This window comes from Afipia sp. MLSD5-FHT05B12 (genome assembly GCF_058793355.1).
In genome coordinates this window covers 79,370-92,831 of the sequence record NZ_JBXAFS010000016.1, presented here as the reverse complement: position 1 = coordinate 92,831, position 13,462 = coordinate 79,370, and the positions used below count along the sequence as shown (strand labels likewise).

At 59.8% G+C, this 13,462-nt stretch carries 12 protein-coding genes; 9 read left to right on the top strand and 3 right to left on the bottom strand.

What is annotated here, in order from left to right; translation table 11 throughout:
• The first annotated feature begins 451 nt into the window (after positions 1-451).
• From AC1Q6J_RS18305 to AC1Q6J_RS18265, 9 genes are all read left to right on the top strand, one after another.
• Positions 452-1,123, top strand: a complete 672-nt coding sequence (locus tag AC1Q6J_RS18305) for a VirB8 family type IV secretion system protein (protein ID WP_492280628.1) — start codon at positions 452-454, stop codon at positions 1,121-1,123.
• The gene (gene virB9, locus AC1Q6J_RS18300; protein ID WP_492280627.1) at positions 1,120-1,971 is read left to right on the top strand and encodes a P-type conjugative transfer protein VirB9; all 852 of its coding nucleotides are present in this window, start codon (positions 1,120-1,122) and stop codon (positions 1,969-1,971) included. Before AC1Q6J_RS18305 ends, virB9 begins: the two co-directional genes overlap by 4 nt.
• Positions 1,972-1,981: 10 nt before the next feature.
• Positions 1,982-3,118, top strand: coding sequence for a type IV secretion system protein VirB10 (virB10, locus tag AC1Q6J_RS18295; RefSeq protein ID WP_492280626.1), 1,137 nt, complete (start codon positions 1,982-1,984; stop codon positions 3,116-3,118).
• Entirely contained in the window at positions 3,115-4,146 is a 1,032-nt protein-coding gene (gene virB11 / locus AC1Q6J_RS18290) for a P-type DNA transfer ATPase VirB11 (RefSeq protein ID WP_492280625.1), read from the top strand. The genes virB10 and virB11 overlap by 4 nt, the downstream gene beginning before the upstream one ends.
• A complete protein-coding gene (locus AC1Q6J_RS18285) occupies positions 4,112-6,058 on the top strand; it encodes a type IV secretory system conjugative DNA transfer family protein (RefSeq protein WP_492280624.1) in 1,947 nt (648 codons plus the stop codon). Before virB11 ends, AC1Q6J_RS18285 begins: the two co-directional genes overlap by 35 nt.
• Entirely contained in the window at positions 6,042-7,220 is a 1,179-nt protein-coding gene (locus tag AC1Q6J_RS18280) for an LPD7 domain-containing protein (protein WP_492280623.1), read from the top strand. The genes AC1Q6J_RS18285 and AC1Q6J_RS18280 overlap by 17 nt, the downstream gene beginning before the upstream one ends.
• Before the next feature lie 677 nt (positions 7,221-7,897).
• Positions 7,898-8,218 (top strand): hypothetical protein, encoded by a 321-nt coding sequence (locus tag AC1Q6J_RS18275; RefSeq protein WP_492280622.1) that lies wholly within the window; start codon positions 7,898-7,900, stop codon positions 8,216-8,218.
• Positions 8,190-9,377, top strand: a complete 1,188-nt coding sequence (locus tag AC1Q6J_RS18270) for an OpgC domain-containing protein (protein ID WP_492280621.1) — start codon at positions 8,190-8,192, stop codon at positions 9,375-9,377. The genes AC1Q6J_RS18275 and AC1Q6J_RS18270 overlap by 29 nt, the downstream gene beginning before the upstream one ends.
• 334 nt (positions 9,378-9,711) lie before the next feature.
• Positions 9,712-9,924 (top strand): hypothetical protein, encoded by a 213-nt coding sequence (locus tag AC1Q6J_RS18265; RefSeq protein WP_492280620.1) that lies wholly within the window; start codon positions 9,712-9,714, stop codon positions 9,922-9,924.
• Between the two features lie 232 nt (positions 9,925-10,156).
• On the opposite strand, the gene AC1Q6J_RS18260 is transcribed toward AC1Q6J_RS18265, so the two are convergent.
• From AC1Q6J_RS18260 to AC1Q6J_RS18250, 3 genes are all read right to left on the bottom strand, one after another.
• Positions 10,157-11,023, bottom strand: a complete 867-nt coding sequence (locus AC1Q6J_RS18260; RefSeq protein ID WP_492280619.1) for a patatin-like phospholipase family protein — start codon at positions 11,021-11,023, stop codon at positions 10,157-10,159.
• A 186-nt stretch (positions 11,024-11,209) separates the two neighbouring features.
• The gene (locus tag AC1Q6J_RS18255) at positions 11,210-12,130 is read right to left on the bottom strand and encodes a hypothetical protein (RefSeq protein ID WP_492280618.1); all 921 of its coding nucleotides are present in this window, start codon (positions 12,128-12,130) and stop codon (positions 11,210-11,212) included.
• A gap of 343 nt (positions 12,131-12,473) precedes the next feature.
• Complete coding sequence (locus tag AC1Q6J_RS18250) at positions 12,474-12,935, bottom strand: MerR family transcriptional regulator (protein WP_492280617.1); 462 nt, start codon at positions 12,933-12,935, stop codon at positions 12,474-12,476.
• Between the last annotated feature and the right edge of the window lie 527 nt (positions 12,936-13,462).

The window sequence follows — 13,462 nt, the reverse complement described above, 5'->3', positions numbered from 1 at the left end:
CGGCCAGCCGTGGCCTCGCGGCGATGAGGGCCAGCCGCCAAGGCGGCAGCATGCGGCGCGCCCGATCGCAGGGGGCCACGGCCGCCTAGACGTGAAAACAACATCGCTGGTATCAGGCCGGCCAGGGAAATCAGGGGCATAAGAAGAATGTGGTACCGACTTTCAATCATGTGCGTGATCGGGATGCAGCTTGGAGGCTGCGCGATCTGGTCCAAGGCGCCACCCTCATGTGACGGCCTCGCCCGGCGGCCGCTCAATCGTTCGTTGTGGGACTGGGAGACCGGCACGCCTTTGGCCGTGCCTGAGCCGCCTGTCCCGCCATCCGCACCGATCATCCGCAAAGGCGATGCCAGCTCGAGTCCGCCTTCGACTTCCGCCGTTATGAGTTTCGCACCAAGCCGCTTTGCCGACACCGACGCTTCTTACCGCCCCTGCGGCAAGGAGACATGAGATGGTTCGTCAGGATGACCTGAAAACGTATTTCGAGAATGCGCGGCGGTGGGAGCAAGATCTCTTGCTGTCCGCCCATCGCTCACGGCGTATCGCCTGGGTGATTGCAGCAGGCGCTTGTGCGTTGGCGGTGGCCTCGGTCGGTGCGGTCGCGGCACTTGCGCCGCTGAAGACGGTCGAGCCATTCGTCATCAGGGTCGATAGTGCCACCGGCATCGTCGAGACGGTCTCCGCGCTCACATCGACATCGTCACGATACGACGAGGCGGTCACCAAGTATTTCCTCGGACGTTATGTCCGGGCGCGAGAGGGCTATAGCTACCCAGAGGCCGAAACCAACTTTCGCACGATTTCGCTGCTCTCGGGGCAGGGCGAACAAGCCCGTTTCGCGGCTTGGTATCGCGGCTCCAATCCCGAAAGCCCGCAGGTCGTGCAAGGCCGTTTTGGCGTCGCCACCGTGCGTATCAAGGCGATCTCGCTCCTGGCCGAAAACGTGGCGTCTGTGCGTTTCATGAAAGAGAGCCGCAAGGGTGAGGAAACCCGCGTGACCCATTGGGTTTCGACCCTGACGTTTTCTTATGCCAACGCGCCGATGTCCTCCGCCGATCGCCTCGTCAACCCGCTCGGCTTTCTGGTTTCGGAATATCGCGCCGATCCGGAGGTCGTACCATGAAGCGTCTCGCTCTTTTCATGACATTGGTGCTTGGCATCGCGAGTCCCAGTGTAGCCCTGCAGCAGCCGTCTCCAGGCCAGCGCGATGCGCGCGTTCGCACGGTGACCTATGACCCGGCCAACGTGGTCCGACTGAACGGCGTGATTCGCGCCTCGACCCAAGTCCTCTTTGCCGATGACGAGGAGGTGGCGCATGTCGCGATCGGCGACGCGGTCGCATGGGAGGTTGCACCCGCGGGTTCCATCCTGTTCCTTAAACCGCGCGAAAAGCATCCGCCGACCAATCTTCAGGTCGTCACCACCCGCCCCGACGGGCGCAAGCGCTCCTATCAGTTCGAGTTGTCGATCGCGGAGACGACGCTCGCGGATAGCTACTTCGTGGTTCGCTTCGCCTATCCCGGGGACGAGATTGAGCGCCGGCGCACCGAGGCGGCATCCCGCGGCGCCGAACGCGAAGGCACCTTGATCGAGCAAACTTTTGACCTGCATCACGCCTACGGCGCGCGCAATTGGCGTTTTTCGGCCCAGGGCTCGGTCGATCTTGAGCCGGAAGCCGTATTCGATGACGGCAAGGAAACCACGTTCCGCTTTGCGGGCAACCGCGAAATTCCGGCGATCTACCTGATCAACTCGGACGGCTCCGAAAGTCTGGTGCCAAAGGACGTTCGCGGCGAGCTGGTGGTCGTTCATGCCACCGCAAAAGAGTTCCGATTGCGCAAGGGGGACAACGTGCTTTGCATCTTCAACGAGGCCTTTGACGCGGTCGGTGTCAATCCAGGCACCAACACCACGAGCCCCTCGATCGAGCGGCGGGCGAAGAAGTCACCTCCATCCCCAAAGCCACGATAGGCGGCGCGATATGACCGAGCTTCAAAACGAGACGCTGCCCGATGACCGTGGCATTACTCCCGTCGGAGGAGGCGACAACGGTCGAACGGCGATGCTCAAGCGCGGCTTCGGCGCGCTGGCGCTGATTGCGTTTGCTTTCTTGATTATCTGGGGGACCTGGAAAGGCGACAAGCCGGTCAGTGATTCCGCCCGCAAGCTCATGATCCGGCAGGCCGCGGCGTTCGAACCCGTCAAGGAAACGCCGGCGGCGCCGATCATCACGGCGTCCATCCCGGTCGCGGCCACGTCGACAGCACCTGTGCTTGCACCGAACCAAATGCTGGAGAGTGCGCGGCGCGCGCCAGTATTGGCCTATAATCGGCCGATTTCATCGGGACATGCCGCCCGCGACGGCGTGACCGGAACCATCAGCACCGATCCCTACGGTTTTGGGCGAGGGGAACCGCGCAACGAACTTGCCGACAAGCTCAAACCCACGCCGATCGAGGGGGTGCGCGCGGCGCGGCTTCCCAATCGCAACCTGCTGGTCACGCAGGGAACGTCGATCCCGTGCGTGCTGGAGACGGCGATGTCGTCGGACGTGGCGGGCTTCGTCTCGTGCGTCGTCATGCGAGACGTGATGTCGGATTCCGGCAACGTCGTGCTGATGGAAAAGGGCACGCAAGTGGTCGGCGAATATCGTGGCAATGTGAGGCGCGGCTCAAAACGCATGTTCGTATTGTGGACCCGCGCCAAGACCCCGACCGGCGTGATCGCAGCACTGGCGTCGCCGGCAACCGATGCCCTTGGCCGCGCCGGGTTCGACGGCGACCTCGACACCCATTTCTGGGAGCGGTTCGGTTCTGCACTGCTGCTGTCGATCGTCAGCGACGCCTCCTCGATAGGGCGCCAGCAGTTGCAAGACAGCTCAATCCAGATCAACAATACCACAGGCGCCACGAATACCGCTGCCGGCATCGCCGTCGAGCAGTCGATCAACATTCCGCCGACGCTGAACAAGAACCAGGGCGAGCTGGTCAATATCTTTGTCGCCCGCGACGTGGATTTCTCCTCGGTCTATCAATTGCGGCGGATCGAGAGCCGTACGCAGATTTTGGACCGCACCGTCCCAGGAGTCATCGTGGCCCCGGCCATAGTGACGAAATGAACGCGGTGCCCTCGATTGAACGCGATGGTGGCCGCCTCGTACTGACGCGCTATCTCGAGCCGTTGGCGCCATATCTGGCGGATGACACCCTGACCGAAATCGTCGTCAACCGCCCCGGCGAGATTTTCGTGGAAGGACCTGGCGGCTGGACCCGGCATGAAGCACCGGCACTCACCCATGCTTACCTTATGCATCTCGCGACCGCGGCCGCCGGCCACACGCGGCAGGACATCGGTCCAGAACACCCGGTGGTCTCGACCAGCTTGATCAGCGAGGAGCGCTGCCAGATCGTGGTGCCGCCAGCGGTGCCGGCCGGCATGGTCAGTCTCACGATACGCAAGCCGTCGGTGTTGACAATGACACTGGACGCCTTTGAGCGAGCAAAACTGTTCGATGAGGTCCGCGCCGCCAGTGACGACCTCACGGCCGACGAGCATCGTTTACTCGCCCTGAAAGAAGCCGGTGTCTGGCGCGAGTTTCTCGAGCTTGCGGTGCGGACCCGACGCAACATCATCATCTCCGGCGCGACCGGCTCGGGCAAGACCACGCTGTCCAAGGCGTTGATTGCGGCGATCCCGGCACATGAGCGGCTGATCACGATCGAGGATACCACCGAACTCGTCGTTCCGCATCCCAACTGTGTCCGGCTGCTCTACGCCAAGGACGGCCAAGGTCTTGCCAAGATCGGCCCGCGCGAACTGCTCGGATCCTGCCTGCGGATGCGGCCCGACCGTATCCTGTTGCAGGAGCTGCGCGATGGAACCGCCTTCTTCTACCTAAGGAACGTCAACTCCGGCCATCCGGGATCGATCACCACTGTTCATGCCGATAGTGCCCGACTCGCCTTCGAACAACTCACTTTATTGGTAAAGGAAAGCGCGGAGGGACGCGACCTGCATCGCGACGATATCCGCTCGCTGCTGTTGCTGCTGGTCGATGTTGTCGTTCAGATGCAAAAGCGCGACGGCCGCTATCGCATCACGGAAATCTATTATGACCCCGTTCGCAAACGCGACCACATCAGCTAAGGCAGCGCAGGGCATAGCGCTTGCGCTCGCGGCCTGCGCGGTGTTTCTGGTGGTCGCCTCGAATGTTCTGCTGCTCGGGCTCCGGCTTCACGACGGCGGCTTGCACTGGTCGGAGATCGCCACGGGCTGGCCGCGTTACGGTGCTGACCCGCGCTTCGATCGCTGGCTGACATTGGCGACGCTCACCGGCGTCGTTGTGGTGTTCGGAATGCTCGGCACTGTCCTCCGTCACCGTCCGCTCCCTCTTCACGGCAACGCCCGTTTTGCTTCCGAGCGAGAAATAAAGGCTGCGGGCTTGCGTTCCGCTGAAGGCATCCTGCTCGGACGCAAGGACGGTGCGATGTTGTGTTTTGGAGGCTCCGAACACGTCCTGGTCTATGCACCGACCCGGGCCGGCAAGGGCGTCGGTTATGTCATTCCCAATTTGCTGAATTGGCCAGATTCGGTGGTTGTTCTCGACGTCAAAAAAGAGAACTGGGATCGCTCGGCGGGATTTCGCGCGGCCCACGGCCAGGAGGTCTATCTGTTCGATCCGCTTGAGGACAACGGTCGCACCGCGCGCTACAATCCCCTCGGTTATGTGCGGAGCGATCCCGCGGATCTTTATGACGATCTGCAGCGCATCGCCGTCATGTTGTTTCCGGCTGAGAGCCGCGGCGACCCGTTCTGGTTCGAGGCCGCCCGCTCGGCCTTTGTCGCGATCGGCGGCTATGTCGCGGAAACGCCGGGCCTTCCACTGACGATCGGCGAGATCCTGCACCAGCTGTCCGCTACGCAAGACGTCAAGGCGCATTTCGAGAAAATCATCGCGGCGCGAAAGTCAGGTACGTCGCCGCTTTCCCGGCATTGTACCACGGCGCTGAACGATTTCCTCGCTGCCTCCGAGAACACCTTGAACTCGGTGCGCAAGACCGTGACGGCGCGCCTCGGTCTATGGCTCAACCCGCGCATCGATGCGGCGACATCGACCAACGATTTCGATCTGCGATTGTTACGACAGCGGCCGATGTCGATTTATCTCGGCGTGACGCCTGACAATTTGGACCGCATGGCGCCGCTTCTCAATCTGTTCTTTCAGCAGGTGGTCGATCTCAATACCCGCGAACTGCCGGAACAGAACCCGAAACTCAATCGCAAGGTTCTGCTGCTGCTCGACGAGTTTCCCGCCTTGGGCAATGTCAATGTGCTCGCGAAATCGGTCGCCTTCATCGCAGGTTACGGCATCCGCCTGCTCACCGTGGTTCAGAGCCCGGCGCAGCTCCGCGCAATCTATGGACTCGACGCGGCCCGCAACTTCATGACCAACCACGCCGTCGAGGTTGTGTTCGCCCCAAAGGAACAGGACGTCGCTAATGAACTTTCGGAGCGCATCGGTTACGACACCGTGAAAGCGCGCAGCCGCAGCGGACCGAAAGGGCTGGCGATGCGCTCGACCAGCGAGACGATCTCCGAGCATCGTCGCGCTCTCATGCTTCCGCAAGAACTTAAACTGCTCCCAAAATCCAGGGCCTTCATCCTCGGCACCGGCATTCCGCCCATCATCGCTGACAAAATAGTATATTACGAAGACAAGGCTTTCCTCACACGTCTTCTGCCGGCACCTGCCCCAGAGATGCCCAGAGGCCGCTCGAACGCACTGCTTGACGCCGAGATTAAGGAGCTTCGCTCCGAGGTCGCGGAGCTGCGCGCGGTATTTCTGTCCCGCCCTATGACCGACGAGGAGGTGGCCGACCCCTCCACAATTCCTGCAAATGCCAGTTTTAATTTCGCGGATGTGGATGTGAATCTTGAAGGGCTGTCCGAGGACGACATGAAAGCGTGGACCCTGAATTACATCGACGCTCAGGCCATCCCGCCGGCGCGGCGGTCCAGCCGGAAGCAGAACGGACGGCAGCATGAACGACACGCGTAACGACAGCGAGGACTTCAGCCTCGAACGCCAGGATCGCACGGGGCGCGATCCTGGCACGGACAAGTCGGGAACGGATCCCGCAGCAAAGTCAGCGCCGACCGACAGGTCATCCTCCACGACGGTCGATGACAATGCGCTTCCCGATCGTATCCGCCGCAAATATTATGTGGTGGCCAATGAGCCCGGAAAAGATGGACCAGACGGCGAGGCGCGGCTTTACGCCGATGAGCGCGGCGAGTATCTCGCTTTCAAAGTCACGGACGATCGCCTTGTCACGCGTCTCGCGGCGGCCGAGGTGATCCGTGACATGGTCAGCGTGGCGCAACATCGGCAATGGGAATCTCTCGAGGTTCGCGGCTCCGTTGAATTTCGGCGCGAGGCCTGGGTGGAAGCCGGCGCGCGCGGGCTAGCGGTTCAAGGTTATCAGCCAACCGAGCTTGACCGGCAGACACTCGCTGATCGGCGAGAAGTCTGGGACCGGACCCATTCGGGCACGCCGGAGGTCGAGGCTCGTTCGGCCTCCGATAGAGGTGAGCGCGCGGATAAGTTTGATTACGACAAAGGCATATCGGGACGCCTGATCGAGGTCGGTCAGGCCCCCTACCGCAATCGTACCGATGCCGAGGCTTCCACTTATGTTGCTCTTGAGCTCGACAATGGCCGGCAGCATCAGGTGTGGGGCGTGGGTCTTGAAAAGGCGACGGCCGATAGCAAGACACGACTTGGTGATCGCGTTCATGTGCGCAGGGACGGCGTCCAACAGGTCACAAAAGAAATCAAGGTGATTGACGCCGCCAACGGGCAGACGCACGTCGAGCGGCGGCAGGTGCCGCGTAACCGCTGGCGCGTGACCGCGGAGAAATTTCGCGCGGCCGATCGGCAGACGGTGGCGCGCGATCCCGACCTGGTCGCGGCGCAATCCCAAATGGTGCTGATCGAGAAAGCACTGGAACGCGCGTTTCCCAAGGATGTACGCGCGCGTCACAGCATCATGGAAGCGGCGAGGGAAAGGATTGCACACCATCTTGGACAAGGACACTCATTCGGCCGAGCAACCGTCATGGAACCAGCTCAGGACCGTCATCGATCGGAAGGCGATAAAGGTGATGCTTTGCAAATCCGGAACGGTGAGCGGGTGAGAATTCAGGAACGAGAACGCTGATCGCGCCGACTTCTCCGTGCCAATCGTTTCAGGTTTTGCTCGCTGCGCGAAATCGTAGGTTCAAATCCTGTCCTCGCAACCACTTTCGTTATAACTCACTTACCGTCCCGGTTTAACCAGCCGGGACGGATCTAGCTTTTCTGAGGAATCAGGGACCGGGCGACGGAGCAGCTCCGGCTGCGGCGGCGTTACCAGGACGGGTAGGCGTCTGCAGGTGGCGAGTGTTGGTCTCACCGAGGCTGGCAGCGGCCAATTGCTCGGCGCACATATCCTTGCTCCGGAAGGTGCTAACAGCATTCAGGCGGCCACGCTGGCAATCCGGCAAGCAGTTGCGATCGCTGACTTGCCGGATGCAATTCGTCCTTGTCTTGCCACCCGCGGTCGGGTTCGCTGGGCTGGCGGGCGTATTCGGCCGGAGCATGTTCCGATGGGGCGCGTCGCGCGCGCACAGCCGACACTGAAGCTCTGCTATTGCATTCAGTTTCTCGGTCAGCGGATGGTCTCGATATTCCGCGCCGGTGAGCCGAGACGGCTCATCAATCTAATTACTTTCAGTCGCGAAACTGTGATCCAGCAGCACCGCTGTCAACCCTTGTTCCTGTAGTCTCTACAGGACCTACATTCTGTATGTGGGAATGGGTATTAGCCCTGAAGCACCCTAAAAGGGAGGCACGACAATGGTCGGCAAAACCATGATCGCTCTTTCCGCTACAGTCGTCCTCGGCGCTCCTTCCGCAGCTTTGGCGGCGAGCAGTTATCGCAATCCAAGCGATCGCTCTCACGGGCCGGTCGTCCAGCGGCAGATGTCGGCGAACACTGCGGCGGCTTACGCCGGCCGCAAGACCGTCCACCAGCCGAAAATCTTCGCCAGCGCGAAGATTCGCGGAAACTATGCGGAGTTCAGAACAGCCCCGGTCGCGACCGTAACAAAATCGGCCGGCTCGGCGAACTACAAGCGGGAATGCAAGCATGGCGATTCGTGCACTTCTACCTGCTGAAGGACGTGACCTTCGTCTCGATCTTTCCCGCGGAATTGCGAATTGGGCAATCTTTCTCAATCACATTCCGAACAACACCTTGATGTGGCTCACGACGAGAAACTATGGGTTCAGCGATGCAGCAGAGCTATTTGTTTTCATTGCCGGTTACGCGGCCGCCATCGTCTATGGCAAGAGCATGGCGACGCAAGGGTTCGCAGCAGGAACTAGCCGCTTGTTCGAGCGAGCCTGGCAATTGTACGTTGCACATGTGGTGTTGTTCACTGTCAATCTAGCGATGATCACCTGGGCTGCACAAACCTACAACCAACCGCATCTTCTGGACCAGTTTAACGTGGCCGGGCTTATCGATCATCCGACGCTCACGTTAACGCAGGGGTTGCTGCTCAAATACAAGCCCTTCAACCTCGACATTCTGCCGCTCTATATCGTGCTGTTGGCGGCAAGTCCGCCGATATTGTGGCTGATGCTCCGACGGCCTGACGCTACGATTGCTGGATCGCTCGTACTGTATGTCGCTGCCCGACAGTTCGAGTGGAATCTTCCTGCCTATCCATCGAACGTCTGGTATTTCAATCCTTTTACATGGCAATTTCTCTTCATGTTAGGCGCCTGGTGCGCACTCGGCGGCGCCTCAAGGACGCGGCCGATCATTCGGTCACCGGTGATCCTCTTTATCGGAGCGGCATATCTGATTTTCGCGCTGGTAATGACAATGGCGGGTCATTCCGAGACGTTCGGAAAATTACTTCCTGAATGGCTGGTGAGCATATTCAATCCAAATGACAAGACGAACCTCGCGCCTTACCGGGTCGTGCATTTCATAGCCATCGCTGTCCTCGTCGTTCGGTTTCTGCCTCTCGATTGGCCCGGTTTGAAATCGCGCCTACTTCGACCGTTAATCGTCTGTGGTCAGCGCTCACTAGAGGTGTTTTGTGCCGGTTTGTTGCTCTCATTCATTGGCCACCTCCTGCTTAAGATGATCTCCGACTCGCTCCTCGCTGAAATCCTCGTAGGTATAGCCGGAATTGGGCTGATGACGGCCATTGCCTATTATAGATCCTGGTCTAAGACGCTCGAAAAGCGGCCCAAATTGCCAACGCTAGAACGCCCCCGGACCGAGGCATCGGGCGAGGTGAACAAAATGATTGAGGCTTGATCGCGAATTGATTCAAGATTTTGAGGGGTTCGCCTTCCGTCTCACAGCGGGCGAAGCTGCGGACTGTAAAGCTTACGACGCTCCTCTTCGAACGGGCGCAGCTTTGCTCGGTTCGTGCAACGTGTAACCGATGTCGCGCAACGTCTGCAGCAAATCCGGGTCTGCGCGCGCCGGCGCCGGTGAGCCATGACAGCTCATCGATCTAATTCCCAGTCGCGAAACTGTGATCCAGCGTACCGTCGCGGACCCTTGATCCTGTAGTCTCTACAGAACCTACGTTCAGCAGAGGCGAAAGGGTGTTGGCCCTGAAGTACCCAAGAAGGGAGACACGACAATGTTCAGCAAAACCATGATCGCTCTTTCCATTACATTCGTCCTCGGCGTTGCTTCCGCGGCTACAGCCCTGTATCCTCGGCCCGTTGTGAGTGCGCTTGGCCACGAATGGCAGTGCAAAAGGATCGTGTTTCTGACCAGTTGCACGCGAGTCGAGCAGATTCAGCCGGTCGCCGAACGTTTGGGCAAGAGCGCGCCGCCGCGTGGCGTATGACGGTCGCGTGACAGCGTTAAGGTTAAAGTGCGTGACGGCGTGAAAAGAGCCGAGTGCCGCCGATCCGTAGATCCGCTCGCGGCAAAATCTGTTCAGCGATGTGCCTAATGTCGCTACGCGACCAGTTCCCGGGCCTCGTCGACGAGCGACCGGCCTTTGGGCCGGCCGCTTTCCGTCCCAGCAATCGTAAGTCGGTTCGAAATTGGCGGCGTACATCAACGCCGGCACCAATCTAGATTTGGCATCCTAGCCGTTCGAGATAGGCGCGTGTTTGATGGTAGCCCGTTGCAATGAGTTCTGGGCTGTGCCGGAAATCGAGGAGACCAACTTCTCGATCGAGCTGCGGGCGAACCACATGGACTTCAAGCCCACCGCGAAAGTGCTTGAGTTCGGCAGCATATTTGCCGGCGAGCGCGATCGAGAAGCTGCGTACCAAAATATCCGTCCAGCCGCGCAGGGGCTCAGGGCATCGTTCCGCACACACGCATTCGATCAGATAGACCACGCCCGCGCCAAGCTCTTCGGCTTTGTCGAGAGGAACATTGTTGGCGAGGCCACCATCAACATGCAGTCGCCCTCCGATTTTCACCGGCGGAAATATACCGGGCAGGCTCACAGAAGCGATCACTGGCTCGATAAGATCACCGCTTTCGTGCCAATAGACGGCACCGCCCGACTCAAGGTCGGTGGTCACAACCGTCAAGGGAATTGCGAGATCCTCGAAGCGTGTCGCTGGCAGGGTGCGCTGCAGCAGCGCACGTAAGGGTCCGAGGCTGAAAAATCCGGGGCTACGACGCCAATCTCGTAACCAAGCCCAGTTAATACCGAACGCCTGGCTCCGCCGAAACTCACTCCAGAGCCGCACTAACTCCGAAGGAGCCATGCCACTGGCGATACAGGCGCCATTCAATGCTCCGATGGAGCTGCCAATAATGAAATCCGCCTGTACGCCGAACTCGGTCAGCGCTTCGAAGAAACCTACTTCCATAGCGCCCAAGCTGCCGCCGCCGCACAGAATCAATGCCACAGGCGACAGTTCTGGTCGACCTAAGGGCTGATGCTTATCCGAGATGTCTCCAACACCATCGTGTGCCGCCATTGCCGATCACCAAGATCCAGTGGCCCGAAAAGGGCGCTACCGATTCCCAAAACGTGAGCACGACATTTGCCATACCTCGCACACGAGATTAGTCGCGTGGGGCACCGCAGCGGACCGGGCACCGCCGCCAAATCCTGAATGCCGGTCGGTGAAACAGTATCTTCCCGCAAACAGATTTGGACCTCATCAGGTCGCAACGCGAGTTTCGCGTTGTGCAAGAAAAGCGTAACTCACGAGACCCAAAGTAAGGCCAAATCCGGCGTGTCCCACGGCCTCCCACACGAAGTTCGCCCATGAGTGCGACCCCATCGCGATAACCATCCCGGGGTAGATGATGACCACGAGATAAGGGATGGCTATCCACCACCGCCGCGCACCGAAAAGCACCAGGTATGAAAGGCTAAACATCACACCGGCCCAATAGTGCCACGCGTAGCCGAGGGCTACCGTCCCCGGCTTTCCCGGCGCGTGGCGATCTGGTGGGGCGCTGTGATCGTCGTCTCGAGCGAAGCCATGCTGACCTCCATGTGTGTCGTTCTGAGCCTGATCCGGGGGTGGCGCGCTAGGGATGGCGGCTTTCACGTGTGGATCGCCCTGAGCCGTCGGTTGGTCCGCATGAGCAGCGCGACTGGCTCCTGGAGCGATTTGTCCGGATGGCTTCATTCCGTCGTCCATCGCTCCCGAGCCGTGCATATCATCGTCCATTGCCCCCGGCGCGATTTGTCCTGTCAGCCTCATTCCGAAATCGAGGGCTTCGTCCATCTTTGTGAAGCCAGCGCTCATCCCCGCGACACGACTCGAATCGTAAGTGGCGGTCGCCATATATCCCGCCAGCATAGATACTAATACTGTCCTGACGAAGAACCGGTCTCCCGTCCTTTGCGCGAGGAAAATCGAGGCCGCTGTCAGTAGAATCGAGAGAGGCCACAGGATCAGGGCCGCATGCGACATTGCGACGCCCAGCCGCATGTCGAGCAAGAGAGGCAGAGGTCCTGCCGCAGTTGCGATCAGCGCCACCACGCGCGGCGTCCAAAATTCAGCCGAGGTCTGGTGCTCTCTAAGAGCATCGAAAACGGAGCCTTCGCTGTGCTGAAGAATTGCAATCATATTCCACCTCCTTCCGAGTGAGCGATCCGACGTGGCGCCAAGCCGGCGGCCGCTCTCTCGGATGACTGCTTCTCGATCGACGAGCCCCATGCGCGGCTCTACGCTGAAGCGAGGCTAATGGCTGTAGGAGCTACAGAGTCAAGCACGCACTATGAGGGTTTCCTATAATTCCGTTTAGCGCCAAGCGGGTCTCCACGCATCCCCGTGAGAACGATGAAAGCCGCCAGCACCCGGCGGAGCACCAGCGGGCCGATTGGTGTTCACAAGCTTGGGGGCATCAACCGTTATCAAATTCCAGGCGTGCCACGCCCTTTCTATTGATTATTGATAGAGCGTTGATAGGTCACGATTGGGAACGCTGGCTCTGAAGTGGTGCCCGCGTCCGCGTGTCGAACAACGCGTCGATCACGGGGCATTCGGGTACCTTGCTGCCGGTGCACTGCGCAGCCATGATCTCAAGCACCCTCTTAAGCTTCTTCAAATCGGAAATCTTGCGACCGAGTTCGCGCACATGCTCAAGTGCCAGCGTCTCGACCTGCGCGCACGTGTATTTGTGGCCGTCCACGAGGCGGAGCAGCTCGCGGATTTCGTCAAGGGTAAACCCCAGCTCCCGGCTTCGCCGAATGAAGTTCAGCCGTTTGACGAGTTCTGGCCCATAGAGCCGATGGCCACCTTGGCTGCGGCGCGGCGGCGGCAATACGCCAATCTGCTCATAATACCTGATCGTCTCAATGTTGCAGCCGGTTTGGACGGCCAGTCCGCCCCGGGTCAGGAGTTGGTCGCGCGTGGTGGTTTTGTCGGACATTCTTCCTTTTCCTAACCTGTAGTAGATACAGAACATAATCATTTGAGCGTGAGCTAGCAAGGAATACGCTGCAACGGGACGAGCAAACCTCGACAAAATAGCTTGCACCTGTAGCTCCTACAGAGTTTAGCATGACTTTTGAGGCTGCGTCGACCGCGCTGAATCCTTTCAATGAGGCCCGAGTATTTACCGGCGCCAGTGGCGGTTAGCCCAGATGCTCGTCAGGAAGATGGTGATGCTGTCATGAGTGAGAAAACTTATGCTGGATTTGTAACTGCTGTTCTGATTGCGCCGCTGGTTGCCCTCTGTTGCTTCGGTCCGGTCGTACTCGGCTCGCTTCTTGGTGGAGTGGCCGGCTGGTTGGGTGGGCTGAGCTTTTTGGAGGTGGCAGGCGCGACCGCAGGCGCGGCCGTTGCCGTTTACGCATTTCTTTCTTGGTGGAGGGCCCGGGTTTGCCGAGCAGAGAAGCAGCAGACATCCACTCCGCCGGATCGCCGCACGCGCCGATAACGAGATCAGAACCCTCG

Coding starts and splice junctions, on each gene's coding strand:
- AC1Q6J_RS18270 (WP_492280621.1), top strand. CDS start 8,190: ATGGCGATTCGTGCACTTCTACCTGCTGAAGGACGTGACCTTCGTCTC.
- virB11 (WP_492280625.1), top strand. CDS start 3,115: ATGAACGCGGTGCCCTCGATTGAACGCGATGGTGGCCGCCTCGTACTG.
- AC1Q6J_RS18275 (WP_492280622.1), top strand. CDS start 7,898: ATGGTCGGCAAAACCATGATCGCTCTTTCCGCTACAGTCGTCCTCGGC.
- AC1Q6J_RS18285 (WP_492280624.1), top strand. CDS start 4,112: ATGACCCCGTTCGCAAACGCGACCACATCAGCTAAGGCAGCGCAGGGC.
- AC1Q6J_RS18250 (WP_492280617.1), bottom strand. CDS start 12,935: ATGTCCGACAAAACCACCACGCGCGACCAACTCCTGACCCGGGGCGGA.
- AC1Q6J_RS18305 (WP_492280628.1), top strand. CDS start 452: ATGGTTCGTCAGGATGACCTGAAAACGTATTTCGAGAATGCGCGGCGG.
- virB9 (WP_492280627.1), top strand. CDS start 1,120: ATGAAGCGTCTCGCTCTTTTCATGACATTGGTGCTTGGCATCGCGAGT.
- AC1Q6J_RS18265 (WP_492280620.1), top strand. CDS start 9,712: ATGTTCAGCAAAACCATGATCGCTCTTTCCATTACATTCGTCCTCGGC.
- AC1Q6J_RS18260 (WP_492280619.1), bottom strand. CDS start 11,023: ATGGCGGCACACGATGGTGTTGGAGACATCTCGGATAAGCATCAGCCC.
- AC1Q6J_RS18255 (WP_492280618.1), bottom strand. CDS start 12,130: ATGATTGCAATTCTTCAGCACAGCGAAGGCTCCGTTTTCGATGCTCTT.
- AC1Q6J_RS18280 (WP_492280623.1), top strand. CDS start 6,042: ATGAACGACACGCGTAACGACAGCGAGGACTTCAGCCTCGAACGCCAG.
- virB10 (WP_492280626.1), top strand. CDS start 1,982: ATGACCGAGCTTCAAAACGAGACGCTGCCCGATGACCGTGGCATTACT.